We start from the raw sequence: 26,209 nt of genomic DNA on the forward strand, positions 1-26,209 counted from the left end.
AACAAGCAGATTCAAATCTCCAAACTAAAATCCTGCGGATTTTAGGAATTAATAAAATTTTGCAAAATCAATGCGAACCGAGCAGATTTACCAACTCCCCTGCTGTCTGCCAGCCAATGGCTACCCCCATCCCCCCCAATCGGACAGCTATTCCAATGTGAGGATAGGGAGATTGCACCAAAGGCCTTTTATCTGGCCCAAATGCCATGATTCCGGACCATTCCATTTCAATTTGGGGAGTACTATCCGGAAAAATAATTTCTTCCATGATGGAGAGAAGGTAGCTCCGGATTTTGGGATTTATTCCAAATTCCACTGTTTCTTCCCCCTGGAAATCCATATTTCTTCCCCCTCCCAGCAAAAGCCTGTTGTCGATATTCCTAAAATAAACATAACCCTTGTCATAATGGAAAGAGCCCTTCCAGGGAATTTCCTTTTTCAATGGTTCAGTGACCATCACCAAGCCCCTGCCAGGTCTGATATCAAGTTCAGGAAGAAGGGATTTGGTAAAAGCATTGGTACAAATTGCCAATTGCTTTGACTTAAATAGGATAGGGTTATTGGAGGCAGTAGAAATTTCTATTCTCATTTCTTCAGGATATAAGTCCAATACTTCACATCCTGTTAGGATCTTGATTTTCAGTTCAGAACAATAATCCCACAAAGCATTGAGAAATTTTCCGCTATCCAGTTCCCCCTCAAAAGCATTTTGAACTATTGCCTTTACGCCATTACCGAAACCCATGCTTTGGTATCCATCTACCAAGTCAAAAACCTTAGCCTCAAAAATGGGGTGAAGTAAAGCATTCACCTGGTCCATTTTTTCCAGGAAATGGATCTCTTTTTCCGTAATCAATTCAAAACCTCCGAATGGCTTATAATCAAGCTGCCTGTCCCCGAATTTATTTCTGATACCCAAAAGACCTTCATACCTTCTTTTAACCAAGCCCAGGACTTCCTGCGCAGGCAAAACTTCCAAATCATCTAAAATTTCAGTCAAACTCCCAAAACAGGCAAATCCTGCATTTTTTGTACTTGCACCGGAAGGAAAAAGCCCCCTTTCCAGCACCAAAACAGACCTGGAAGGGAAGCGCTCTTTGTATTGGATGGCCACAGATAATCCCACTATCCCCGCTCCGATTACAATTAGGTCGTACTGAAGAAAATTTTTTTTCTCCCAATAACTCAGCATAAGATGAGATAAATTTTCAGGCTATTTATTAAATTCAGGACTATTATCCAACCTAAAGCTGATTAAGCCCAAAATACCATGAGAAAAATTGATGATTTGCTTTATGAATATGGCCTAAGCCATCAAAATGAAACCAACAAAACCATCCACTGGATATGTGTTCCCGCTATATTTTTTAGCATTGTTGGTTTGATTTACAGTATTCCTCCTGATTTTTTATCCGGATTATTGCCTTTTTTGGGAAGTTTTGCCAACTGGGCAACACTCATCCTTATAATAGTCCTTTTCTATTATGTTTCTTTGTCCCCTCCACTTGCTTTAGGCATGTTCTTTTTTTCGGCAGTTTGCCTAGCTTTGGCCAATTTGATAGATTTGGTATCTCCTATTCCTCTTTGGGCCATCAGCATAGGAATTTTCGTGATTGCCTGGATTTTCCAGTTTTGGGGACATAAAATCGAAGGCAAAAAGCCTTCTTTTCTTAAAGATCTACAATTCCTACTCATAGGCCCTGCCTGGTTAATGCACTTTATTTACAAAAAGCTGGGGCTTGCCTATTAATACAAGCCAAATCCCATGGAATCCCTTGTCGTTTTTCGACAGGGGATTTTTTTCCAAAACATTTAAAATCAGCTGGCTATGTGCATTGGAAAAATGGTATTTAGAAAACCCAAAGGGATTTTTATTTTTTTCCTGCTATTTTTAAGTTAGATAAACCAATCAGCAAAAGTCCAGTATATGTTTCATTTTATTTTTACAGCTGTAGAATTACCCATGCTATCCGACATTGTTTGGATCTTCGGATTGGCCACTTTGGTGATCCTGGTTTTTATGCGGCTTAAAATCCCTACAATTATCGGATTTCTATTCACAGGTGCTATAGCGGGTCCATATGGCCTTTCTCTGGTACAAGCTTCCACTACGGTAGATGTCCTATCTGAGATTGGCGTTATTCTCCTGCTATTTGTAATCGGCATGGAGTTTTCTTTAAAAAGCCTCATGGCCATCAAAAAAGCAGTTTTTATAGGTGGAGCGCTACAGGTTTCTTTGACCATTTTAGCTACCACTTTTGTGGCTTATTTCCTTGGGTTTAACTGGAATGTAGCTGTTTTCATTGGATTTCTATTTTCCCTGAGCAGTACCGCAATTGTACTCAAACTCCTACAGGAAAGCGGGCAGGTAAATACAATTTCAGGCAGAACAACTTTGGCCATACTCATATTCCAGGATATAGTCATCGTGCCCTTGATGTTATTTACACCAATGCTGGCCGGAGAATCGGATAACGTGGCTTGGTCCCTGTTTTTGATGGCAGTGAAAGGAACTTTGGTGGTCATTTTGACCCTATTGAGTGCCAAATACCTGGTACCTATTCTCCTTTACCGTATTGCAAAAACCAAAAACGAGGAATTGTTCCTTTTAAGTATTATAGTGATTTGCTTTGCTGTGGCTTATGCCACTTCCTTGTTGGGCTTATCGCTTGGGCTTGGAGCGTTCTTAGCCGGACTCATCATCAGTGAATCAGATTACAGCCATCATGCTACTGGTAAAATCTTGCCTTTCAGGGAGGTATTCCTAAGTTTTTTCTTTGTGTCGGTAGGCATGCTGTTTGACATTACCTTCCTATTTGAGCATATATTACCCATTCTTGCTCTGACTGTTTTGACCTTTGCCATCAAATTCATTACCGTAAGCATATCGGTGAGGGCTATTGGCCAAGGATTCAAAGAGGCATTTATAGTGGCTTTTTCCATTTTCCAAGTGGGCGAATTTTCTTTGTTATTGGCCAAAGTGGGAAGGAGCTACCAGCTTTTGGATGCCGAAACCTACCAGTATTTTTTGGCCGTTTCAATTCTTACCATGGCCATCACACCTTTTATCTTGAAAAAGCGGGAGGACTTTTCCTGTGGTATTTTGAATTTACCCTTACCCAATCAGCTGAACAAAAAATTTGGCAATGAAAATTTACCAGAGCTTGAATTGGAAGAGGAGCTCAAGGACCACCTTGTCATCATTGGATATGGCTTGAACGGCAGAAACCTGTCCAAAGCAGCCAAATCTGCCAAAATCCCCTATGCCATCATAGAGATGAACGCCAAAACGGTCAAAGAGGAATCCATGAAAGGAGAGCCTATCACTTATGGAGATGCTGCCAATGAAACAGTGCTGGAGCATGTTAACATTAACAAAGCCAGGGTGGCAGTAATAGCCATATCCAATGCAGAAGCGACAAAGAGGATTGTGGCATCCATCCGACACCTGACCCAAAACCCCTACATTATCGTAAGGACCAGGTATGTGAATGAAATCGATGAAAACCTCAAACTGGGTGCAGATGAGGTAATACCGGAGGAATTTGAAACATCCATCGAAATTTTCACCAGGGTACTGGGTAAGTACCTTATTCCTAGGCATGACATAGAGGAATTCACAGAAGAAATCAGGTCCCACAATTACGAATTGTTCCGCTTCCCTTCAGGGGAACCTAGACCAAAAGTAAAAATAGCCCTCCCTGAAATTAATTTTGTGGGCGTTATGATAGAAAGGGACAGTGGAAAGTACATCAATAAACCCCTAAGAGAAGCCGGCATCCGGGAAGACTTGGGAATCAATGTAGTTGCCATTAAGAGAGAGGGAAAAACCATTACCAGCATTAAACCCGATGAAAAGTTGAAATTGGGAGACATAGTCTATGTGGCTGGTAGACCTGAAGCTTTGGAAAAATTTGAATCCGAAGTAGAAGTTGATTAATGTGTTATTGTGTTATTCCAATAGTTTAAAATTCCTTAGACGGTTCAAAGAGTTCCCGTTGTAAGGGGAGTTGATATTATCGATAATGGATTTCTTTTCCCTTGCTGTCAGCCTCCAATTTAAAGAGGCTCTTTGGATTTCCTGTTCCTCTTGTTGTTTAAAACTCCCCCCATCATCAACCAGCCCTCTTTCTTTGAGGTATTCCAAAGTGGAGTATTCAAATTCAATCCTTTCTAAAGGAAAATCAAGGTCTTCTTTCATTCTGGTGAATAGTACCTCATTATAAAGTGTCTGTACATTGTCCCAATTGATATAGATATTTTTGAGAGGAGTAAAAAATTTCTCCAGGATGGTTGGAGGAAGTTTTTGGTCGATTTCAGAAAACTTCTCGGAATCCCTTATAGTCAGTAATAGAACACCAGATGTATTTTCCTTGATCCAATCCTTAAAGACATGAATAAACTTCAGTGCATCCTGCATGCCGAAATTATCGGATAATCCGGCGTCCATGATTTCCATCTGTGGGGTAGATGGCAATTGTATGTTGGGGGTAATAAAAGGGAATGTGGCACTCATTCTTAATGCAGTAATAAACCGGAGAGCGCCAGCATCATGATGTCTAAAAAACCGTTGAAAGTCTATCCCTTGGCTTTTCTCATTCATTCCCTCAGACCTTTCAGGTGAAATCCCCATATAAGAAACAGGAAACGGGGACACATATAGTTTGCGTCCATCATTTGTAATCAAAGGGGCAAGTGCCATCATAGGTATTTTGGACTCATATTCCGGCAGGAGATAATCCGAAATAGGCTTATCCAACAACCCTTCAGTATTGATATTCAATTGATTTTCGAAAGCATAACCTCTGTCTTTCAGGTATTTTCTTCCCTTGTATTCAAAAAACTGATTTCTGAAAAGTAGGTCATTGACCAACAAGGTGAAAATGATAGGGTTAAGGTTATCTGAGGAAATCTGATCCAGATACAATTCATTAAAAAGGTCGATTGTCGGATCGGATTGAGAACGATAAAATAATTCCCTGAACATCGCTGCACCGATCAATCCTCCTGATGCTCCGGATATCAACTGGGCATGTTGAAAAAGCCGGTTTTCAGTAGCAGCCTGAGCTTCCTGAAGGACCTTTAAGGACCATAGTGCAGCACGTTGCCCTCCCCCACTGACTGTGATCAGGACCATTTTGGGTTTGGAATCAACAGGAAATTTGGCCCTCCAGTTTTCCAGAATTTCCAAAGTAAAATCCCTGTCTTTTTTAATAGTATCCGGATGCAGCAGTTCATTCAAGTTGTCTAAATTATATAAGGCAGGATTTCTGTCATAATCCAAACCAAAAGCTTCATGGGGCCTATTGAACCATTCTGTATTGGAAAGCGAATTGAAAACCAGTACCATTCCGACCACCGCAGGGGTACCCCATTCTCTTAACCAAAACGAGATTGCCCCCACCAGCATGGTGGCAATGGCAAGCAAAAGAATCCCACTTGCCGCTGCGGGAAGTTGCAAATAGGGGTTTTCTCTAAAAATGCCCATGATCAGGATCAAACTGATCAAGGCTGTCTGAATTATGACCAGGTTGAGGTGGTTCTGGTCAAAAACCCTGAGGAGTTGCTGCCCTTCAAAACCCGAGAGATCCTGTCTTACGGGCTTTATCCGAAAAGAAATATCCAGATAATCCAGGACCTTATTTTTTGCCCTTTTATTTTCCTTGATGCGCTTGAGCATATTGGCCCTGGAAAGCTTGGTCCTCCGTAGCTGCTTTTCGACTGTCCCTGCAAAAAGGATGAAAAAATCCTTATTGGTAAATCCAAAATACAGGAACAGTAAGGAAAAAGTGAGCAAAGTACCTCCTATAAAGCCTAACAGGTATTCCAAAAGGACCCAATTGTTTTCAAGTTCATTATCCAGCTGGAAATGTAAAAATCTGATCAGGTAGATGATGTAAAAGAGTAAAGGAATAATCGAATTGTTCAGGCAGTACTGAAGAAATGGTCTGGGTATTATGGCAAGGAACTTAAATCTTGGCCCATCCAGAATATAGGTGGTCATGTGGAAGGCCATTGTAAAAATGGCAAAGGCAACCCCTACAAGAAAAAAACTTTGGAAAGACACTTTATTGAGGTATTCTGGATCTAAAAAAAGATACGGGATGCCCAGCACCGATCCAAATCTTTGGAAAATGATCAATAACAGTAGCCCCCAAGTAATTAATAGTAAAAGATTTTTCTTGAGGTGAAGAAATAGTAACTGAAAAGGAAAACTGTAAATAATCTTATCCCACATACGGCTTTTGTTCCCTGAAAATATAATGGAATTTTAAATGAATTCTAAATCCTGAATTTCATTGTGCCTTTAAAGTCAATCCACTACCTTCGCTTCCTGAATTTAATTTGCGGAATATGAGAATTTGGTTTTTGTGCAAGGTGAAATACGCCAAAGAAAACGAGCAAGGGCTTTTAAAAAATGTTTCTGAGCAATACCTGGTTGATGCCGTATCCTTTACTGAGGCGGAGGCGAGGATTTATGATATGCTTGGCTCTACGATTAGGGGTGATTTTCAGGTCACCAATATCTCCAAGAGTAACTTTGTGGATGTATTCCCTTACGATGATATTGATATTTGGCACAAGTGCAAAATCACCTATGTGGTAGCAGATGCAGACAGTGGCAAGGAAAAAAAAGTTACCCAATACATGTTGGTGACTGCCCATGATGTCAAAGAAGCCTATGACCGTATCCATGAAAGTTTGAGCAATATGTTGGTAACTTTCAGGGTACCTGACATCACGGAAAGCCCCATCGTGGAAGTGTTCCCTTACGAGCGTGACGATGAAGAATTACTTCCTCCCCCACCCTCCAATTTAAAACCCCTGAGTGAAGTCAAAGCAGAACAGGAAAGAAGGGAAGCAATCAGGCAGGAAAATATGGAAAAACTAAGCTCGTCTTCAGAAGAGATGCCAAGACTAATGGAATATGAAGATGAATCTGAATAGATTTAATTGATTAAAAATCATAAAGACCTGGTAAAGAATTTTGCCAGGTCTTTTTTTCTGATTTGACAAAAAAGATAGCTGAAGCAGTTTAGGAACAATTTGACAAAAAAATACGCATATTTACATAAGCACGTATTCCTATGAAAACTAAACTCACCTTAACCATCAAAAAAAGTGTCATTGATACAGGGAAAAAAGAGCCAAAGCCAGAGGTATTTCTTTATCAAGAATGATTGAGGAAATTTTTGAAGATTCAGAGGAGAATGCAATCAAAACCGAGCATCAAAGAGCTGCTGAAAGTTTATTAAATACGCTTGAAAAATCATCATCTATCGACACATTACCTGATGAAGAATTATTAAAAGAGCATGTTAAAAGGAAGTTTGCCTGAGGTTCATCTTGATACAGATGTTGCATTTGACATCATTTCTAAAAGATCCCCTCATTTCGAGGTCTCTGTTAAGCTACTTGAACCGGTAATCAAGGATAAAATTGCCCTCCTTATTGGAGAATGTAGCTTATCCAACTTAATTTATTTAACCTACGATATTTACAAAATTGAAAATGCAGCTTCTAAATTAAAAGACTTTATAGGGGCATGCCACGTAATTTCTGGAGGCAATAATTTAATGAACCAAGCTTTAATAAAGAAGATGCCTTACCATACTATACTGCTGTAAATCATGGGGCAGATTATTTTATTACCCATATCAAAGATTACAAAAATGCAATTGAAAATTTTCAAGTTTTTACTCCTTTAGAATTTTTGCAATCTTTTTAAATCAAGCCCTCAACTGATTATCAATCACAAACTGTATCAAATCTTCCAGGGAAATTCCAGCCCTTTGGGAAGCATCTGCTATGTCTTCTCGGCTAACCTGAGCAGCAAAACTTTTGTCTTTTAACCTTTTCTTAACCCCTTTGATTTCCATGCCTTCATAGCGTTCGGGCCTCATCAATGAATAAGCATGAACAAATCCGGAGAGCTCATCGAAAGCATAGAGCATTTTATCCATTTCAGACTCAGGATCCACTCCAAAATACCGGGGGCCATGGGAAGCTATGGTTTTTATCATCCTTGGATCTTGGTTTCTGGTCTCCAACTCTTCAATAATCTTTCTGCAATGATCATCCGGCCACTGATCCCAATCTGCGTCATGCAAGAGTCCAGACAAATGCCATAAGTGTTGAGTAAATTCATCGTAACCCTTTGCTGCTGCAAATTCCTTCATCAAATGACCTACCTGTTGCATATGGAAAAGCAATTTTTCATTCTTCACCCAATCTTTTAGCAAATCCATGGCTTGGGGCAAAGACATGACATTCCCAAGATCGTCTTTTCGTCCAAATTCAGACCTGTTCAGAGGATGTGTTAAACTCATTTTAAACCCATTTTATTGTTTTTTGAATATTTTTTTTTGCTTTTTAATTTCATGGAAATTATATTGGTTCAAATTTTTAAAAATGAACCCAAACTCACTTTCAAGCCTTCAGACAGAAGAAAAATTGTATTCTTCCACTTACCTATTTGCCATTTTGTTGGATAATAAGCAACAAATTGTCAGTGCAAACCCAAAACTTAGCCAGGAATTGGAATTTGCAGGATCCAAACTTAATGGTTCCAGCTTATCAGATTACATTTTTCCTAATGACTTTTCAAAATATCAATTCCTTTTGGAAAACACACTATCTCAAAAATGAAGAAGTTTCACCATAGACCTAAGAATGTTAAGAAGGGATGGAAAAGACTTTGAGTGGTCAAAATGGGAGTTTTTCCTTAGGTACAGCGACAATAAAATGATGGATATTTCAGGTGTAGGACATAAAACTGAAACTGTATTCTTTAGTAAAAATAAAACGGTCGAAATGATCCAGCTTCAGAAGAAATTACTTGAAAATATTACCTTCTATCAATCCCATGATATGCGTGCAAGATTGGCCAATATCTTGGGGATTTTGGAAGTAATGGAACAGGGCAATAGTTTTAATAATAATAGAGATCTTCTTCAAATGCTTAAATATGAAGCTGAGAAATTGGACAATGCCCTCAAAGAAAGCATTGCCCTTTCTGTAAATCTGAATACCTCGATAGGGGAATAAAAAAACTGAAATCAATTGGCTCTTAATTTCACCTGAAATCCAGTTTGACTCCAAGCGAATTTCAGCAGGCCATTTTTACCATCCAAAGCCACCACTTCAAAGCGAAGCTGTTCGACAGATTCTTTTAAAGTGGAAGGCACCACTTCCCATCTACCCACATCTTCAGATTCCTTGTAATCATCCGCCAAATGCTGTTCATAATTCTTGTTGAGAATTAAGGTCCATTTTTCCTTTCCAGGGATGGTGAACAGCGCATACTTCCCTGCTGGAACCCGAACTCCCTCTATAAACAAATCCTGATTAAATGAAATACTGGTAGCAGTATGTGCCCCTGTCACCCAGACATCGCCATAGGCTACCAAACCTCCGAATATTTCTCTTCCCCTCACACTTGGTGCAGAATAATCAATATGGACATGGTTAGATCCAATATTCGCCATGGCCGCTGTCCTTGGACTTTTTGAATTTGAAGATCCTGCATGGGCACTGTGGTCATGTTGGCTATGATCAGCAGATTCCTTTTTTGTCTCGCTCTTAACTTCTGTAGGATTAGCTGTACCAGTTACCCTCCTTCCCGGCTGATACGTCTCCTTCACCTCTCCGCAGGTCAACATCATATCGCCAAAGTAAGGGTTTCGGATTTCCTTCTCTCCACTGAGCCAATAAGCGCCTTTGTCCCTAAAGGCCATTGGACAATACTGACGGTAGATCGTGTAGTCCACCACACCGAAATATTCCACCGCTTCAATCAGGTTATCAGAAAGGGTCTCAAAGTGCTTTCGCTGTTCCTCCACATCAGTAGTCTGAGCGATTTTATCCAAACTGTTTTGGATGGGCCTTAATAAATCCCTCCAGATATCTTGCGCTTTACCTTCCAACAACTTTCCATCAACTTTTCCCAAACTGGCCTTGGCAGGACTTACTGACCTCTGGGTTTCTTGCGCATTGGTTTTCACCAGGGCATCTTTGATCGCTAAATAGCTTTGAATAAGCGATGTCAATTGTTTTTTGAATTCTTCTGATACCTCTAAAGTCTTGACTTGAGGCCTGAGCATCATGCTGTAATTACCGGACAACTGGGCAGCTGCATCCACAGCAAAAACCCCATTACTGACTACCTGCTCCCCTTCTTCCACTCCGGAAAGCACCAAATAATCATCTCCGACCCGGGGACCCAGTTCAATTTCACGCATTTCAAAAGCGGGGGCTTCCCTATTGCCAACCTGCACATAAACCACTGATCTTGGCCCTGTCCAAAGGATGGCTGTCTTGGGAATCATCAGTCCGGACTGTGCAGATTGGGAAGTGGATATGGTAGCGGAAACAAACATCTCAGGCTTCAATTCAAAATTGCGGTTGACTGCTTCTGCACGGATGCCCACCGTACGGGTATCCGGATTCAAAACCGGATCGATATAACTTACCTTGGCCTTGAATTCTCTTCCCGGATAAGCAGACACCTGGAAACTCAGGTCATCGCCCTTGCGGATGATGCCCAAATCGGATTCATAAGCATCCAGAATCACCCAAACTGAACTCAGGTCAACAATTTCAAATAGGGCTGTCCCACGGTTGACAAAATCTCCTACTGCAACATTCCTGGCGGTAACCACTCCTGCCACATCAGCATAGACATCAAACTGTGTCTGCACTTGGCCTGAATTTTCTATTCTGGCAATCTGCTCCTCTGAAATCTTCCAAAGCCTCAGTTTCTCTTTTGCAGCCTGATAAAGGGCTGGTTGGCGATCTTTGATTTTGGCAGTTTCCAAAAGTTCTTTTTGTGCATTGACCAAGTCCGGAGAATACAGGGTAGCCAACTTCTCCCCTCTTCTGACTTCCTGGCCGGTGAAGTTGACAAACAACTGATCAACACGTCCTGAATAATTAGCGGTAAGGCTTTTCACCCTTTGCTCGTTAACCTGGATTTTACCAGTGAGAGTGAGTTTTCCTGTACCTGAACCCGATTTCACCCTTGTCAATTGTACATTGGAAAGGGCCATCGCTTCCGGGGTCATTTCCAGCACATATGGGCTACTGTTTCCCGAATTGCTGCTTACAGGCGTCAAAGCCATCCCGCAAAGCGGACATTGACCAGGTTCATTTTGCCGGATCTGTGGGTGCATGGAACAAGTATAGATGGTTCCGTCTTCCGCTACATGGAAGTGCTCATGGTCAGGATGATCGCCCGTCCCACGGACCAACCAACCTGCCAGGCCACCGAAGAACAGGCAGCCGAAGATGATGATGATTATGTTTTTATTTGTTTTCATGTTTTATTTTCTAGACTCAAGACATAAGACACAAGATTCAAGAACTTGCGACCTTTAAGGTTTTTTAAAACCTGGAAGGCCATACGATAATTTACCGAAAAACCTTCGAGGTCTCAAAGACCTCAAAGATTAGAAACCAACCAAAGTTTCCATCCTTGCAAACTGAATTTCTCGTTCAATCTTTGTATTCAAAAGGTTTAGGCGGAAATCCAACAGCTCCTTTTGAATGTTCAGGATTTCTTCAAAAGAGCTTCCTTCGGTGGCATAGGCCGTAACCGAAAGTTCAAGGGTTTGCTCGGTCAATTCGATTTGCTCTTCCAGCAAGCGGATTTTGCGGTCAGTATCTTTGATGGATGCCAATATGCTTTCAAACTCCGTCTCCAGATTCCTTTGCAGATCCTCCTTTTGGCGCTCATTGGCCTCCCAGTAAAGCTTGGATTCGGCTTCCATGGCTCTGTACTTTTTGCGGTAAACCGGCAAGGTGAGGGTAGCCATGGGCATGACCATATTATTGCCCATACCGGCAGGCATATAGTACATGCCATCCATGCTCCCTACCATACCTGATTCAGGTCTGGGAGAAAAAACCATGTAATTTACCCCCAATCCAAACATGGGTTTACCTTCCAGCTTGGCCATTTCTCCCTGCTTCTGGTAGGCCAAACCTTCTTTCTCCAGCATCAAGAGCATGGGGTTGGTTTCAAGGATTTGCTCCAGCATGGCCAATTCCCAGCCCATTTCTTTCTGGCTTTCCAATTGGTTTTGAATATTGACCGGTTCATTTTTATCCCTGCCAAGCAGTTGGTTGAAGCGGACCAAAAGTGGTCTTTTGTCCACTTCCAGCTGTTGCAGATCGGACTCCAGGGCCTTGATCTGCACCTGTAGCCTCAGCACATCCGTCAGCTTCCCTGAAGCAGAACCAGAACCCATGCCAGACATGGCGGAAGTCGATCGGGAAGATTGGCCCATGCTTGAGGCACTTCCGGCACTTGCTCCACCCATACCCATACCATCATCTGCACCTCCTTGCTGGCCTCCCCGGGCAGGTCTTTTGACAGCAGAAGTTACCGAAGACACAGCATCAGCGGTATTTCCACCCTGATAACGGATAATGGCCAAGCGCTCCAAAGACTTCAAAATCTCCAGATTTGAGTCGGTGATATCGATGGTATTCTCGAGTTGCTGCAACTGGAAATAGGTTTCCTTTACCTGATAAAGGAGCACATTGCGCTGTTGTCTAAACTCCTCATATTTGGCCTCCGCCATGAGGGTAGCTTCTTCCTTTTGTGTTTTGAGCATCCCAAACCAAGGGAACATCTGCATCACCGAAGCCTCGGCCCGTTGATTTCCCATCAAGAGCTCCATAGGTCGGGTAAACACCCCAATGTTCAATTGGGGATTCTCCAGACTTACCTGGTTTGTTTTTTCTAATGAAGCCTGATACCCTTTAAATGATGCTTGAAGTGCAGGATTGTTATCGACTGCTATTTCTAAGTATTTTTCCAGAACTTGACTTTCTGCAACTTCTATATGAATAACCGCAGATACTATTAGAAATAGATATTTGTAGATATTCGATATGGATAGATATTCAATTGGACCCCAACCTCTTTTTTTTGTCGAAAATCCGGTTAATCTATTATCGATCGCTAATTTTTTCTTCATTTCAATTCATTTTTTGAATTGTAAATTGATTTGATGTAGTTATTTAGTTTCACAGCTAATTTTTCAGCTGTATCCTTTGCATCATTAAACTCATCATCAGAGATCACACCTCTTTCATGCATTAAGCTCAGCCAATGATTTACAGACTCCAATTTTGAACCTCTACTATTGTATAAAAACCTTATCCTGTCTAAATAATGATATCTACCATAAGCTTCTGCAAGATTGGCTCCAATGGAATCTGAAGATTCTATAAATTGATCTCCCATAATTTTTCTCATTTGCCAATTCAATTTCGAATAAATGGCCCATGCCTTTTTAGATAATGCTCTTGACAATTGATAGACCTCTAAGTCTTCCAATTTTATATAATCTTTATTTTCCCCCATAACATCAATGATTAAATTAAACAACTGATTTATAGACCAATATCTATGAATATCCAATATCAATAAATATCAATTCCTTTTTACCCTAAACTCTTGATACTTCCCATAAAGCACCGGCACAATAAACAAGGAAATCAATGCCACCGTCATCCCACCAAATGCCGGAATGGCCATAGGGATCATAATGTCGGAACCGCGGCCTGAACTGGTGAGAACAGGCAGCAACGCCAAGAGCGTAGTGGCTGTGGTCATGAGGCAAGGCCTAACCCTTTTCAGACCAGCCTCCAATACTGCTTTGCGGACCTCATTGACATTTTTAGGTTGGAATTTTTCGAAACTTTGTTTGAGATAAGTTCCCATCACCACACCATCATCTGTCGCGATACCGAATAGGGCGATAAAGCCTACCCAAACTGCCACGGAAAGATTAAAGGTGCGCATCTGGAAGAGTTCACGCATGTTGGTACCTAAGAAATTGAAGTCGAAGAACCAATCCTGCCCATACAGCCAAAGCATCATAAAGCCTCCCGAGAAGGCCATAGCAATGGCCGAGAAGATCATCAATACCATGGCAGTAGACCTAAATTGGAAATACAGAATCAGGAAAATCACCGCCAAACAGAGAGGTATGACAATCGCCAGGCGCTTCTCTGCGCGGATCTGGTTTTCATAACTTCCAGAGAAAGTGTAGGAAACCCCTGCCGGAACTTCTAATTCTCCGGAGTTGATTTTTTGTTGGATAAAATTACGGGCATCATCCACCACAGAACCCTCTGCAAAACCATCTCTTTTATCAAACAGCACATAGCCCACCAAGAAAGTATTCTCCCCGCGGATCATCATCGGCCCAGGACGGTAACTGATTTCGGCCAACTGACCCAAAGGAATCTGGGCTCCCGTTGGTGTGGTCACTAAAATACGCCTCAGGGCCTCTGGATCATCCCTGTACTCCCTGGCATAGCGGGCACGGATGGCGTAGCGTTCCCTGCCTTCCACAGTGGTACTCAGCGTCATGCCTCCAATAGCCACCTCAATAAATTCCTGTACATCGGCAATGTTAAGCCCATACCTGCCCAACTGGGTCCTGTCCAGATCTATCTCCAAGTAAGGTTTGCCTAAGGAGCGGTCTGCAAAAACAGCTTCTGATTTCACAGAAGGGACTTCCTTCAGGACTGCCTCCAACTTCAAGCTAAAGTTTTCTATGGTCTCCAGATTGGGACCATACACCTTCATTCCCATGGGCGCACGCATACCTGTCTGCAACATGACCAATCGGGTTTCAATAGGTTGGAGCTTGGGCGCAGAAGTTACCCCCGGAAGGTTGGAGGTACGAACCTGGATTTCATCCCAGATATCATCCGGTGTGCGGATTTCATCCCTCCACTGACGGAAGTATTGCCCTTTCTTTTCGTCTGCTACAAGGTATTTGGAAATGTTTCTCGCCACGGCCCTGCGTTGGGCCTCGTCCATGTAATTTTTATCTTCATCCCAAATAGCCCCATCCTGACGGTCATACCACCACACTTTGCCATTGACCTGGATCAGGTAATTGCCCTCCCTGTCCACCTTGAAGCGGAGTTTGCGGGCATTCTCGTCCTGCAGGTATTCGGTTTTGTAATTGATGATGTTTTCATACATGGACATGGGTGCAGGATCCAAAGGGCTTTCTGCCCTTCCTGCCTTACCCACCACCATTTCCACTTCAGGAATAGCCTGAACCAACATATCCAGTTGTTTCACGATCTGCATATTAGCCTCTACACCCGAATGCGGCATGGAAGTCGGCATCAAGAGAAAAGAACCCTCATTCAAAGCCGGCATAAATTCCTTGCCCATACCTGGGAAGGCGTGTACCAAACCTGACCAAACTGAAGTGGTACGGATATTTACCCCGACCTTATCAAATCCCGTGGCCACAAAACCAAAAATCTTTCCGAAGCCCAACCAGATATTCACCGCCAGAAGAATGATGGTCAAAGGGATCAACAAAAACACCTTGGCATGTTCTAGGCACCAATGAAGAAGCCTAGCATAGTATCGGATAAAGAGCGCGAAGATGCCCAAAACCACACCTACCACCAGTCCAATAAAAAGGAAATTCACAAAAACCGACTGGGCCAATCCCAAAGGTCTCCACTCAATGGCCAAAAGCACTGAAACAGCCACTACGGCAATGATCATGGCTACCTGATTCTTGTATCGACCTTCTTTTGTCTGCTTGGGGAAGAAATAATGGATCAAATGATTGGCTGCAAATGCCAAAAGCACCCATCCAGCCCAAGGGAAATAAAAGAGAAGAATCAATCCAGCCACAGCCATCAAGCCATTTAGGATAGTCTTGTAATTTTTGGATTTCACCTGCGCACCAAACACCCAATGTGCAAAAGCCGGCATAAAAACTAAAGTAAAGATCAATGCAGCCACCAAAGCAAAAGTTTTGGTGTAGGCCAAAGGCCCAAAGAGTTTTCCTTCTGCCGCTTGAAGCGTAAATACCGGCAAAAAGCTGACTATAGTGGTCATCACGGCGGTCAGGATGGCCGAGCTCACTTCGGTAGTGGCATCGTAGATCAGTTGGAGTTTGGTCTTTTTCCCATCCGATTCTTCCAAGTGGCGAAGGATATTTTCATTGAGGATAATCCCCAAGTCCACCATGGTACCAATGGCAATGGCAATACCTGAAAGCGCCACGATATTGGCATCTACACCCACATACTTCATCATGATAAAACACATCAGCACCGCCAGTGGCAAAAGTGCAGAGATCAACAGGGAAGCCCTGAGATTGTACACCATCACCATGATCACGATGATGGTAATCAGGATCTGCAGGCTGATGGCTTCATTCAAAGTATTCAAAGTTTCCTTGATCAAACCTGAACGGTCATAGAAAGGAACAATGGTCACTTTGGAAACCGTACCATCCTCTAATGTTTTGCTGGGCAGGCCGGGGGATATTTCATCAATTTTGGCCTTAATGGCATCAATGACCTGCAAAGGATTGTCTCCATAGCGAGCTACTACTACCCCGCCTACGGCTTCGGCTCCGCCTTTGTCCAGGATGGCCCTTTCTGCACGGCTTGCAGGACCTATGGTCACTTTGGCAATGTCGCGGATGCGCAGAGGTACATTGTTACTTACCTTTACCACCGCCTTTTCAATATCTTCCAAGGACTTCACATATCCCAATCCACGAACAATAAACTCCACTTGATTGATCTCCATGGTATTGGCACCAATATCCAGGTTGGACTGCTTGATGGCATTCATCACCTGCATCATCGACACATTGTGCGCTTTCATAGCCACAGGGTCCAGGTCCACCTGATACTCTTTCACATGGCCACCGATGGTCGCCACTTCCGCCACTCCTTCCGTGCCTGCCAGGCCATAGCGTACGTAGTAATCCTGTATGCTTCGGAGTTCGTGCAGATCCCAACCACCGGCCGGGTTACCCTTCTCATCCCTGCCTTCCAAGGTGTAGAAATATACCTGTCCAAGACCCGTTGCATCGGGTCCGAGTTTGGGTTGCACACCTTCAGGCAGTAATCCTGCAGGAAGCGAATTCAACTTTTCCAGAATTCGGGAGCGGCTCCAATAGAATTCCACATCATCCTCAAAAATGATGTAGATTGAAGAAAAGCCGAACATGGAGGTGCTTCGGATAGATTTTACACCTGGCATCCCCAAAAGGGAGGTAGTCAAAGGATAAGTGATCTGATCCTCCACATCCTGAGGAGAACGTCCCATCCAATCGGTAAAGACGATCTGTTGGTTCTCACCGATATCAGGTATGGCATCTACTGGCACAGGGTCGTTGGGGAGAAAACCCGTGCTCCAGTTGAAGGGGGCCGTCACGATCCCCCAGCCTATCACGAGCAAAAGAAGTATTACTGTGACCAGTTTATTTTCGAGAAAGAATTTTATGATATTGTTTAGCATAAATTCTGTATTTAGCTTAAATCATCTGCACATCTTTTGAGTGATGGAGACAGATATTTATAGATATCGGATCCGCTAAGGCGGACAAGGTATTTGTGGATATTGTATCCCAAAGCAAAGCTTTAGCTTGTTTAAAAAAGGGAATAGCGAAAAGGGCTTTGGCTTGACCTGTCAGGCTATGAAAACCTTATAGATTTTCATACTAGATCGACTGTTGATCAGAAATCTCAATGAATCTTTGTGCCTTAGTGTCTTCGTGGCTACCCTTTCTACTTGTGGGAAAAATCAAATCAGGAATACCTGACAAAAAATATAGATAGGAGTATTCTGAAATATCGGGGGTGAGGAATCAGCAGAGGCTGTTTTCTCTTCTGTAGTTCGAAAAATTACTGGTAATTCAAAAGCAGCAGCATCAAAAGTAAGTAACTCACATACCTGATGCTGGAAATCCAAAATATCAGATAGCTGTTGATCGGAATTGGGAAGTTCCAATTTGGAGACATCATCACAGCATCCCGACATAGGGGTGTCTGACCCACAGCAGGTTTTGTATTCGGCAAAAACATTGATCCTTTGGAAGTCATCCCCACAAAAATGCATGGAATAGCTCAAACCTGCGTTAAAAAACACATAGAAAACAAGGAGTGCTATTTTGATGAATGACTTCACGAGAAATAATTACGCTACAAATTTATGAAGGTTCTGTTTTGTAAATGTATAGAATTATTGTTGGAGTTTCAAAAATCATATTGAAACCTTAAACCCCAATGCCTTGCCGAACCGTCTGAAATGATAGTAGAGTGGACCATATCTCCTGAAGTTCCTTCATACTTCAATTCCTTTTATTCTTCAATGCAAATCTCTACATGGATAGACGAAATCATGGAAAACTAGAATCTATAACTAAATAAAACCTGATAAAAAGGTGTGATACCTGATTGCCAGGATTTGACAGTGCTGTTTTCATAGCTGATGATAATGTTATCTTCATTAAAAGTCGATACGTAATCGGTATCCTGCTTTTGATGGGAGTATATAGTTTGCAAACTACTTTCCACTGAGATGGCAAAGTTGTTGCCCAACTGGTGAGTATAACCCAGAATTCCTGCAAACCTCAAATTTGTTTCGCGATAGTAGTCATGCCCGACTACATTCCAGCCAAAGTCCCCTGTGTAATCTTTGAGATTTACCTTCCTGAAATATCCAAGATCTGCACCAAAGTAAACTGAACCCTTGTCAAATATCAGGAGCTCTCTTTGTATACCTGCAGAGACAAAAAAGGAGTTGACACGGTAATCAAGACCAACTTTATCCTCATTGAATGCAGAGTCAAGGTAAGCATATCCTTCCGCTCCCAACCGCAACCGTAGACTGGTTTTTTTGGGAGCTTGGGGATTCAACATAAACCTCCCAAAAAGCGAATAGGCAGGAAGCTCATTTTTATCAATCAAGGAAAGCGCATCTAAACCTATTTCCCACCTGGGAATCCTGTCGCTAACTTGGGCATAGGACTGCTGTTGGATTGAATACAATATCAAAATTATAAGAAAAAAAGCCCTAATAACGTTTTTTGATAATTCAGAACTCACGATTACGTATTTCATCTTTGTAATTTATTTCTCTATTTTTAATTGAGTCTTGGTAATGTAATTCCCATTTCGGTAATGTAGGATATAAATTCCAGCAGGAAGGTCTTGAATGTACATGGTCTTTTTCTTAGAAATGGTTTCTACCTTTCTTAAGTTACCATTTTTATCATAAAGAAGCACCTGTCCCTCATTTACACTTTTTCCTGTCTTTTTTTCGTGTTCTTCAACACCCAAAAGTGAAACAGAGACTTCTTCAGAAGACGGGTTTGGATAAAGTAATAGACATATATCCCCGTTTTCTGGATTACAGCCACTTCCAGGTGGGCAAGAAAATGGATCTGAATATAAGTTTGTCGTTTTCCATTGGCTCCAACCACAGCCATTATTGACTCTTACCGACACAGCAGCATCTACATATTGTGATGGTGAATAATTCGCAATATTAATAACAAAAGAATTTGGATTTGAACCATATTGTGTTGAATATCCATTCGTCACCTGTACTTCATATTGGTAATTTGGATTATATGGACTAATATGTGTTACATATACTCCATTTGGACATACATATGGATATCCACCCGCAGAGGAATCAAATGCAGGATTAATTATATCTTCTGTTTGAATAGGTCCCACCTTGATTTGTTTTGTGACCACATAATTACAAGCCCCCGATACAGTAAATCTTAGGGTTGCAGTTCCGGGATTTGAACTAGGTTGTAAAAATGCAGAAGAACCGTTGCCAGATGAGGTAACTACTCGATTAGATGGGGTAACAGTCCATGAAATTGAAGAATTGGTCGGAGCATCAATTAAAGAAAATGTACTTCCACCTGAACAAACAGATTCATTTGGAGGGCCCAAAATAGTTCCTGCGTTTTGCGGTGTAATAGATTTAGATGTAGTAACGACACATCCTGAACTAAGGGAGATATTAACTGAAAGTGTTTGCGATGTAGAACCAGCAGGTGTAATTGTCCTTGTTCTTCCGGTTCCAGTCATCGTCCAACCTGACGGTAAGTTCCAGTTATATCCATTTGCTACAGCACAAGGCAAATCCTGTACAGAGGCTAAAAATGGAACACCACATTTTATTTCATTCGGAGTTGTAATAGTTAGAGAAGGTGTCCTATTTATAACTATGGCCCTTGGAAGACTATAATGCGGAGTACCCCTTCCCTCTGTATTTGTCCAAGCTCTTACAGTAACACTCCCACTTACGCTACTGCAATTTGGAATGAAGCTTTGAGTGTGGGCATTTGCTGAAGTAAACAATCTTCCAGTTCCATTAGAGGTTGTACCATCCGCAAACTTCCAACCTGCTGGAATAGTCCATTCATAGCCAGATGCGGCTCTACCAACACCGTTTGGAATTGCCATGGGTGATATACTAAAAGAAACTGGGTTGGTCTGACAGATAGGCACATTTAGAGATGATGAATTATTTATTTGGGATGGGGTTTCGCCAATTATTGACATTACGTGATATGAGTTTTGAGACTCAAAACTCCTATTAAATAAACTGTTGTTACATGACCCAAAGGTGATTTTTACTTTGGCACCCTGGCTCTCGGTCTTCTGATTTCCCCAAGTAACCAATATATCATCAAGCGTTGGGTTTATAGTAGCAGTTGCACCGCCGTTTCCAGTGACACTTGCACTTCTCGTACTACAAATAGGTGAATTGACATTGTCAGCATCAATTTTATATCCTAAACTAAATGATGTTTGCTCCCCATACCAAAATGGTGATGAACCATATGGGGTAAATATAACATCAGGTTTTGGTGGATCTGTTTGTGAAACTGATGTAAAACTTATCAAAAAGAATATAAAATATATAAAAGCTTTTTTCATAATTAAAAATTTATAGTAAACAATATTTGATAGAATGGTAATACTCCAAAATCTATTTTATTAGAAGATACTGAGCCCCATGAGATCGCATCTCCCTCTTGGGTTTCTGCCAAGTAATCTTCATTCTTGTAAGTTCTTCCTGCGAAGAGACCTGATTCAAAAGAAACTTTTATTTGGCTAATTGGTTTGTAACTGAACCCCATTAATACATTTATATTCATAGAAAAATTAGTTCTGTCTGTTGTATATAACATCAGAGTTTCCTCAGAAAAGTAAAACGCACTAATTGTTTGTATTCTCCTTATAAAATTCAAATCTCCTCCGTAGTACATTGAATGCTTAGCGGAGCTAACAAAATCCTTTTGGTATCCTAGTGAAAATAAAGTATTGGCCGCTTTATCATCAACCAAAGTATAAAATTCATCTGGTGTTTTCTTCTCAAAATTCTGAATTTGGTACCCAACTCTTGCCCTTATAAAACTTTCCTTTTCAGCATTGGGATTTAGCTGATACCTCCCAAAAATGGAATAGGAAGGCAGTTGGTTTTTGGAAAAAAGTGACAAGGCATCAATTCCTACTTCCCACCTTTTACTATCCTGTTGTCCATAGACGGATAGTATAAAAAAACATGGCAATACTACCAAAACAAAGGTTTTAAATTTCATTTGTTCAACTGTTGAGTTATTATGGACTTTAATATTAATTAAAATAAAATACTATACCTAATTAAATAAAAAAAAACAACCCTAAGATCATAGTAATCAATAACTTAAATTTTCTTCTATTAAAATCATCCTTATCTAAAAATCAGATATCATGTCTTATTTTGTTATTTTGGATCCTTCCACGGTCACTATTTTTGATTGGGTTTTGAAGATATACTTTTTAAGAGTTCCCATTCTTAATTTTTCCCAGTTGAGGGATATCTTCTCCGGGCAACCGTTTCAAATGAAAGTTGTTAATATTGAAATTCTAAGAATTCTTTAATTAAGATCAACACAGATACATACCAATGCTAAAAACAAAGAAAATCTAATTGGAAAATACCAACTTCCAGTTTGCCTTTACTCCAAAAAATACAGACTTGGGAACCCTTAGAGAGACCTTTTCACTAATCAAGTTTTCCATCTTCATCCCGTGGAACATGTCAAAGACCGGAATTTCAGGATCGACGGAAAGTACATCTTTGAGGTGGATGGCAAGAATAAAACCACTGAGCAAATTCAGGGAATTTAAAACAGCTTTATCGCTGCTGATAGTATTGAATATAGAAATGAAAAACGTATTCAACTCTGGCTTTTTGGTTTTTTACACTGAGATTTTAAACAATCGAATTTTTCTTAATTTTCAAAACCTAAAAATTAAAAGTGTTTTTCACAACTCAATGCACTCCCTCAAACCAATTGAAATACTGTTTGATGATATTTTCTTTTTCCAAATGCAGGTATTCCAAAAATGCCTCAGCCACAGGTGAAAACCGCTTATTTTTTAAGTAAATCAGATTCCAAGTGGTTACTATAGGCAGATCATTTACCGGAATGATCTTCAAATCCCCATCCTTAATTTCATTTCTAAGCCCTATAAGAGGCATCACCGAACAACCTAATCCTGCAATTACCGCCTGTTTCACCGCCTCATTGGAAGTGAGCTCCAATTTTTTGCTTACCGGAATATTGTTTTTCCTTAAATACCGCTCCATGGTCAGGCGGGTACCTGACCCATGTTCTCTGAAAATCAGGGTAATCTTTTCAAAAATCTCTTTTCCATAAACTTTTTGGTTCAGATCAAAATCCTTGTTGGCCACCAAATAAAGTTTATTCTCCATAAGGGGAATCGCCTCCACCTGCATGGCTTCAGGAAGAATTGAGACCAAAGCGAAATCAATTTCGTTTTCATCCAAACTGTTGATGACCATGGCCTTATTGGTCACATCGAGTTTGAGTTCTATGCCCGGATTGGCTTTTAGAAAATCCGCCAAAAAATAAGGCATCACATATTTCCCTGTGGATACCACAGATATCTTAAGCCTTCCAGTCAATTGACCTTTGAATGAAGCAGTCTTAAAATTAATGGCATTGACCTGCTCCACTATTTTTTCAGCAGCCAAAGCAATTTCTTTTCCAAAATCTGTGATGTATAACTTCCTACCTACTACTTCGGTCAGCGGTATATCAAACTGCTCCTGAAAGTTTTTCAATTGTATGGAAACTGCAGGCTGTGTCAAATGCAGCTCTTCTGCTGCTTTTGTTATACTTTCAGTCTGTGTGACCTTTAAAAAAACCTGAAGTTGATGGAGTGTATAGTTCATAAATTTTATTTATGCAATTCATTATAAATATAAATGAAAATATATTAATTATACTGATCAAATTTGTAAAAGGTTTCAAAACTTCAAAAAAATGCCCCAGAGGATTTTCCTAAGCTGTTCTTCCAATCCTATCAAAAGCTACCTTAGGAAGCATTACCAATCTGAACCTTTCCTTTTTTCTTCTCCTGGTACTGTATTTGAGTCCAATTCGGAAATAGATCTGGATAAGATATATTGGATGATCAAAGAATTGGGGCCGGTTGAAATTATCCAAGTCCATGATATGGATTCGGTGTTTCTAACGGACATCATTTTGGACCAAAATGAAATTGATTTCCCCGGAAGAAAAGTGCTCTCAGAACTATACCACAACAATACCGCTGAAGTTCAAAAAGAGGCCAAAACCCAATCTAAAGTAGGGGTTTTGGCCTTGTTACATATGGAATCACAGGCACAGTTTTTGATGCACCACAAAAAACTCTCTGAACTTTATTTGGAAGGACTGATCCAATTCAAAGGCCTTCTGACCCAACTACAAAAAAACAAATCGATTGAATTCGAACTCGAATTCCAACACCAACCAGTATGAATTACCATTTATTGATTGACAACTTTACCAATCCTGCATTTTTATTTTTTGTTTTAGGAATTGTGGCGGTAAGGTTAAAAAGTGACCTGGAAATCCCTAACAACTCCTCTAAATTTATCTCCCTTTATCTTTTGTTTGCCATTGGATTCAAAGGCGGACAAGAGCTTGCCCACAGCGAATTCAACATGGGAATCATTTGGGCGGTACTTTTTGGCATTGGAGTAGCGAGCATCATTCCCCTGTACACTTTCTTCATACTCAAAAAACGTTTCAGTGTAGAAAATGCAGGTGCAATAGCTGCTGCTTATGGTTCGGTATCCGCTGTAACTTTTGTGACTGCGGTTTCTTTTCTGGAAATCCAACAGCAGCATTTCAATGGTTACATGGTGGCCATAATGGCATTGATGGAGGCTCCTGCCATCATATTAGGGGTACTTTTGATCAAAATCTTTTCGGAAGAAAGCAATTCCCAAATGAAGATCAGAAAAGTAGTGCACCATGCCTTTACCAATGGTTCGGTACTTCTCATCTTAGGAAGTCTGATTATCGGCCTATTGGCATCTGAAAAAGAGGCAAGAGGCATTGAGCCTTTTACCACTGATATTTTCAAAGGTTTCTTGGCCATTTTCCTGTTGGATATGGGCATCACCAGTGGTAAAAAATTAAAAGATTTCTTGGATTCAGGAAGATTTACAGCTGTATTTGCGCTAATTATCCCTCTTATCAACGGAATAATTGTGGCCTACATCTCACAATTGATCACACCCAATACAGGGGACCGCTTTATGTTTGCCATCCTTGCCGCTTCAGCTTCTTACATTGCCGTCCCTGCAGCCATGAAGATTGCCGTTCCCAAAGCAAATCCGGGGATATTCCTTCCCATGGCCTTGGCTGTAACGTTCCCTTTCAACATTACCCTTGGTTTTCCGATCTATTATTGGGTAGCCAGCAGCCTTTAATTTTCATTAAAAAATTCTCAAAAATTTAATTGAAGATATTAGTTTTAAGCAAAAATTTTAAACCTCGTTTTTACTATGCTTAAAACACAGTTGAGTACTATTCTTTTCGTCCTGCTTTTATCCTTCACTGCGAAGGGGCAAATTGAATCCAATATCATTAATGCTGCACATGCCTACGCCAGGGCACAAATCAACTCAGATGTAGAGGCTATACTTAATTTTACCCATCCTGGATTGATCGAACAGGCAGGCGGCAGAGAGGAAATGAAAAAAACCTGGCAAAAAATTTATGACAACCAGCAAAGTAAGGGAATAAGACTGCAGGAATTCAGAGTAAAAGAACCCATACAGCATACCCGATCCAGTGGTGAAATCCACGCACTTGTTCCGGTAGTAACTACCAGTAAAGTCCCCGGTGGGCAACTTATCACGGAAACCAACCTCATCGCCGTTTCGGAAGAGGGAAATGATCGCTGGTATTTTTTAGAAACCACGTCCATAGATGAAAGGAATGTAACCAAAGTATTGGAAAAATGGGACGGAAGCCTGATCCTTCCTTTCAAAAAAGCACCTGTCTTCAAGGAAGACAAAAAATAAAAAACCCTTCCAAATTCGGAAGGGCATCAATCATTAAAGATTCCTGATTTTCCATTTTGCTTTGAGATAGCCCCAAACTACTTTGGGGCTCATTGCTTTTTTCCCCTGGAAGCCTCCATCATATCCCACAACTCCTGAGGAATCATTTCCAAATTATTGAATTCTCCAGCTCCCATGAGCCATTCACCTCCATCAATGGTAATCACTTCCCCATTGATATAAGCAGAAAAATCAGATACCAAATAAGCCGCTAGATTTGCAAGCTCCTGATGCTCCCCTACCCGCCCTACAGGCACTTTTTTGGCTGGATCGAATTTCTTGACCAAATCCCCCGGAAGTAACCTGCTCCAAGCACCCTCAGTAGGGAATGGCCCGGGAGCAATGGCATTGCTGCGGATTTTATATTTGGCCCATTCCACGGCCAAAGACCGGGTCATGGCCAACACACCGGCCTTGGCTGCTGCACTGGGAACGACATAACCCGATCCTGTCCAGGCATAGGTTGTCACAATATTCAAAAAGGTCCCGGCCTGTTTTTCCTTGATCCAGTGCTTACCCGCAGTCAAGGTTACATTTGAAGTACCTTTCAGAACAATATCTAATACCGTATTGAAAGCATTGGTGGATAGCCTTTCGGTTGGGCTGATAAAATTACCGGCGGCATTGTTCAATACCACATCTACCCTTCCATAATGGGCTATGGCATCAGTCCACATTTTTTCGACCTGTTCAATCTCCCTTACATCACAGGCCAATGCCAAGACATTCCCGCCAGTTTCCTTTTCCATTTCTTTGGCTGTTTCCTGAAGCACCTCCAATTTTCTGCTGGTGATGACAAGGTTGGCTCCCAATTTCAAAAAATACAGCCCCATGGATTTCCCCAAACCAGTTCCTCCACCTGTAACTAATATAGTTTTACCTCTCAAAGCACCTTCTTTGAGCATTCCTTCTGTGTAATTCATATCATTTGGATTTATTGACCGTTGAATATAGGTAATC

The 26,209-nt window shown here is 41.2% G+C and carries 24 protein-coding genes; 10 read left to right on the plus strand and 14 right to left on the minus strand.

From position 1 onward, the window contains the following. Nucleotides 1-67: 67 nt before the first annotated feature. Nucleotides 68-1,192, minus strand: coding sequence for an NAD(P)/FAD-dependent oxidoreductase (locus BC751_RS19290; protein WP_130277047.1), 1,125 nt, complete (start codon nt 1,190-1,192; stop codon nt 68-70). A 78-nt stretch (nt 1,193-1,270) separates the two neighbouring features. Between BC751_RS19290 and BC751_RS19295 the strand changes: the two genes are divergently transcribed. Both BC751_RS19295 and BC751_RS19300 read left to right on the plus strand, forming a co-directional pair. Beyond that, nucleotides 1,271-1,750 carry an Mpo1 family 2-hydroxy fatty acid dioxygenase gene (locus tag BC751_RS19295; RefSeq protein ID WP_130277048.1) on the plus strand — a complete coding sequence of 160 codons (480 nt, stop codon included), beginning with the start codon at nt 1,271-1,273 and terminating at the stop codon, nt 1,748-1,750. A gap of 177 nt (nt 1,751-1,927) precedes the next feature. Continuing rightward, nucleotides 1,928-3,940, plus strand: coding sequence for a monovalent cation:proton antiporter family protein (locus BC751_RS19300; protein ID WP_130277049.1), 2,013 nt, complete (start codon nt 1,928-1,930; stop codon nt 3,938-3,940). Between the two features lie 12 nt (nt 3,941-3,952). On the opposite strand, the gene BC751_RS19305 is transcribed toward BC751_RS19300, so the two are convergent. Further along, a complete protein-coding gene (locus BC751_RS19305; RefSeq protein WP_130277050.1) occupies nt 3,953-6,238 on the minus strand; it encodes a patatin-like phospholipase family protein in 2,286 nt (761 codons plus the stop codon). A 116-nt stretch (nt 6,239-6,354) separates the two neighbouring features. Between BC751_RS19305 and BC751_RS19310 the strand changes: the two genes are divergently transcribed. The 3 genes from BC751_RS19310 to BC751_RS19315 all read left to right on the plus strand — a co-directional run bounded on the left by BC751_RS19310 (nt 6,355) and on the right by BC751_RS19315 (nt 7,628). After that, a complete protein-coding gene (locus tag BC751_RS19310) occupies nt 6,355-6,948 on the plus strand; it encodes a DUF4494 domain-containing protein (RefSeq protein ID WP_130277051.1) in 594 nt (197 codons plus the stop codon). A gap of 229 nt (nt 6,949-7,177) precedes the next feature. After that, entirely contained in the window at nt 7,178-7,339 is a 162-nt protein-coding gene (locus BC751_RS21980) for a hypothetical protein (protein WP_165389864.1), read from the plus strand. Beyond that, on the plus strand, nt 7,317-7,628 hold the full coding sequence (locus BC751_RS19315) for a hypothetical protein (protein WP_130277052.1): 312 nt from the start codon (nt 7,317-7,319) through the stop codon (nt 7,626-7,628). Before BC751_RS21980 ends, BC751_RS19315 begins: the two co-directional genes overlap by 23 nt. A gap of 102 nt (nt 7,629-7,730) precedes the next feature. Here the strand turns inward: BC751_RS19315 and BC751_RS19320 are convergent, their stop codons facing one another. Beyond that, entirely contained in the window at nt 7,731-8,330 is a 600-nt protein-coding gene (locus BC751_RS19320; RefSeq protein WP_130277053.1) for a hydrolase, read from the minus strand. A gap of 82 nt (nt 8,331-8,412) precedes the next feature. On the opposite strand from BC751_RS19320, the gene BC751_RS22150 reads away from it, so the two are divergent. Continuing rightward, nucleotides 8,413-8,649, plus strand: a complete 237-nt coding sequence (locus BC751_RS22150) for a PAS domain-containing protein (protein ID WP_207226919.1) — start codon at nt 8,413-8,415, stop codon at nt 8,647-8,649. Between the two features lie 24 nt (nt 8,650-8,673). Next, nucleotides 8,674-9,048: a histidine kinase gene (locus BC751_RS22155; protein WP_207226920.1), complete on the plus strand. Its 375-nt coding sequence runs from the start codon at nt 8,674-8,676 to the stop codon at nt 9,046-9,048. A gap of 11 nt (nt 9,049-9,059) precedes the next feature. On the opposite strand, the gene BC751_RS19330 is transcribed toward BC751_RS22155, so the two are convergent. The 10 genes from BC751_RS19330 to BC751_RS19375 all read right to left on the minus strand — a co-directional run bounded on the left by BC751_RS19330 (nt 9,060) and on the right by BC751_RS19375 (nt 23,065). Then, nucleotides 9,060-11,318, minus strand: coding sequence for an efflux RND transporter periplasmic adaptor subunit (locus BC751_RS19330; RefSeq protein ID WP_130277054.1), 2,259 nt, complete (start codon nt 11,316-11,318; stop codon nt 9,060-9,062). A gap of 129 nt (nt 11,319-11,447) precedes the next feature. Continuing rightward, entirely contained in the window at nt 11,448-12,983 is a 1,536-nt protein-coding gene (locus BC751_RS19335; RefSeq protein WP_130277055.1) for a TolC family protein, read from the minus strand. Beyond that, on the minus strand, nt 12,980-13,372 hold the full coding sequence (locus tag BC751_RS19340) for a four helix bundle protein (protein ID WP_130277650.1): 393 nt from the start codon (nt 13,370-13,372) through the stop codon (nt 12,980-12,982). Before BC751_RS19340 ends, BC751_RS19335 begins: the two co-directional genes overlap by 4 nt. Nucleotides 13,373-13,441: 69 nt before the next feature. Beyond that, entirely contained in the window at nt 13,442-17,311 is a 3,870-nt protein-coding gene (locus BC751_RS19345; RefSeq protein ID WP_130277056.1) for an efflux RND transporter permease subunit, read from the minus strand. A gap of 285 nt (nt 17,312-17,596) precedes the next feature. After that, on the minus strand, nt 17,597-17,980 hold the full coding sequence (locus BC751_RS19350; protein ID WP_130277057.1) for an HYC_CC_PP family protein: 384 nt from the start codon (nt 17,978-17,980) through the stop codon (nt 17,597-17,599). Between the two features lie 221 nt (nt 17,981-18,201). Beyond that, the gene (locus tag BC751_RS19355; protein ID WP_165389865.1) at nt 18,202-18,915 is read right to left on the minus strand and encodes a hypothetical protein; all 714 of its coding nucleotides are present in this window, start codon (nt 18,913-18,915) and stop codon (nt 18,202-18,204) included. A 9-nt stretch (nt 18,916-18,924) separates the two neighbouring features. Continuing rightward, the gene (locus BC751_RS19360) at nt 18,925-20,757 is read right to left on the minus strand and encodes a T9SS type A sorting domain-containing protein (protein ID WP_130277059.1); all 1,833 of its coding nucleotides are present in this window, start codon (nt 20,755-20,757) and stop codon (nt 18,925-18,927) included. Between the two features lie 2 nt (nt 20,758-20,759). Further along, a complete protein-coding gene (locus BC751_RS19365; protein ID WP_130277060.1) occupies nt 20,760-21,422 on the minus strand; it encodes a hypothetical protein in 663 nt (220 codons plus the stop codon). A gap of 367 nt (nt 21,423-21,789) precedes the next feature. After that, nucleotides 21,790-22,047, minus strand: coding sequence for a hypothetical protein (locus tag BC751_RS19370; RefSeq protein ID WP_130277061.1), 258 nt, complete (start codon nt 22,045-22,047; stop codon nt 21,790-21,792). Nucleotides 22,048-22,138: 91 nt separating this feature from the next. Further along, nucleotides 22,139-23,065 (minus strand): LysR family transcriptional regulator, encoded by a 927-nt coding sequence (locus tag BC751_RS19375; protein WP_130277062.1) that lies wholly within the window; start codon nt 23,063-23,065, stop codon nt 22,139-22,141. A gap of 91 nt (nt 23,066-23,156) precedes the next feature. On the opposite strand from BC751_RS19375, the gene BC751_RS19380 reads away from it, so the two are divergent. From BC751_RS19380 to BC751_RS19390, 3 genes are all read left to right on the plus strand, one after another. Beyond that, nucleotides 23,157-23,654 carry a hypothetical protein gene (locus BC751_RS19380; protein WP_130277063.1) on the plus strand — a complete coding sequence of 166 codons (498 nt, stop codon included), beginning with the start codon at nt 23,157-23,159 and terminating at the stop codon, nt 23,652-23,654. Further along, the gene (locus tag BC751_RS19385) at nt 23,651-24,613 is read left to right on the plus strand and encodes a sodium-dependent bicarbonate transport family permease (RefSeq protein ID WP_130277064.1); all 963 of its coding nucleotides are present in this window, start codon (nt 23,651-23,653) and stop codon (nt 24,611-24,613) included. The genes BC751_RS19380 and BC751_RS19385 overlap by 4 nt, the downstream gene beginning before the upstream one ends. 75 nt (nt 24,614-24,688) lie before the next feature. Continuing rightward, nucleotides 24,689-25,210, plus strand: a complete 522-nt coding sequence (locus tag BC751_RS19390; RefSeq protein WP_130277065.1) for a hypothetical protein — start codon at nt 24,689-24,691, stop codon at nt 25,208-25,210. Between the two features lie 89 nt (nt 25,211-25,299). Here BC751_RS19390 and BC751_RS19395 read toward each other — a convergent pair whose 3' ends face one another. After that, complete coding sequence (locus tag BC751_RS19395) at nt 25,300-26,172, minus strand: SDR family oxidoreductase (protein ID WP_130277066.1); 873 nt, start codon at nt 26,170-26,172, stop codon at nt 25,300-25,302. Between the last annotated feature and the right edge of the window lie 37 nt (nt 26,173-26,209).

This window comes from Cecembia calidifontis (assembly GCF_004216715.1).
GTDB classification, from domain to species: domain Bacteria; phylum Bacteroidota; class Bacteroidia; order Cytophagales; family Cyclobacteriaceae; genus Cecembia_A; species Cecembia_A calidifontis.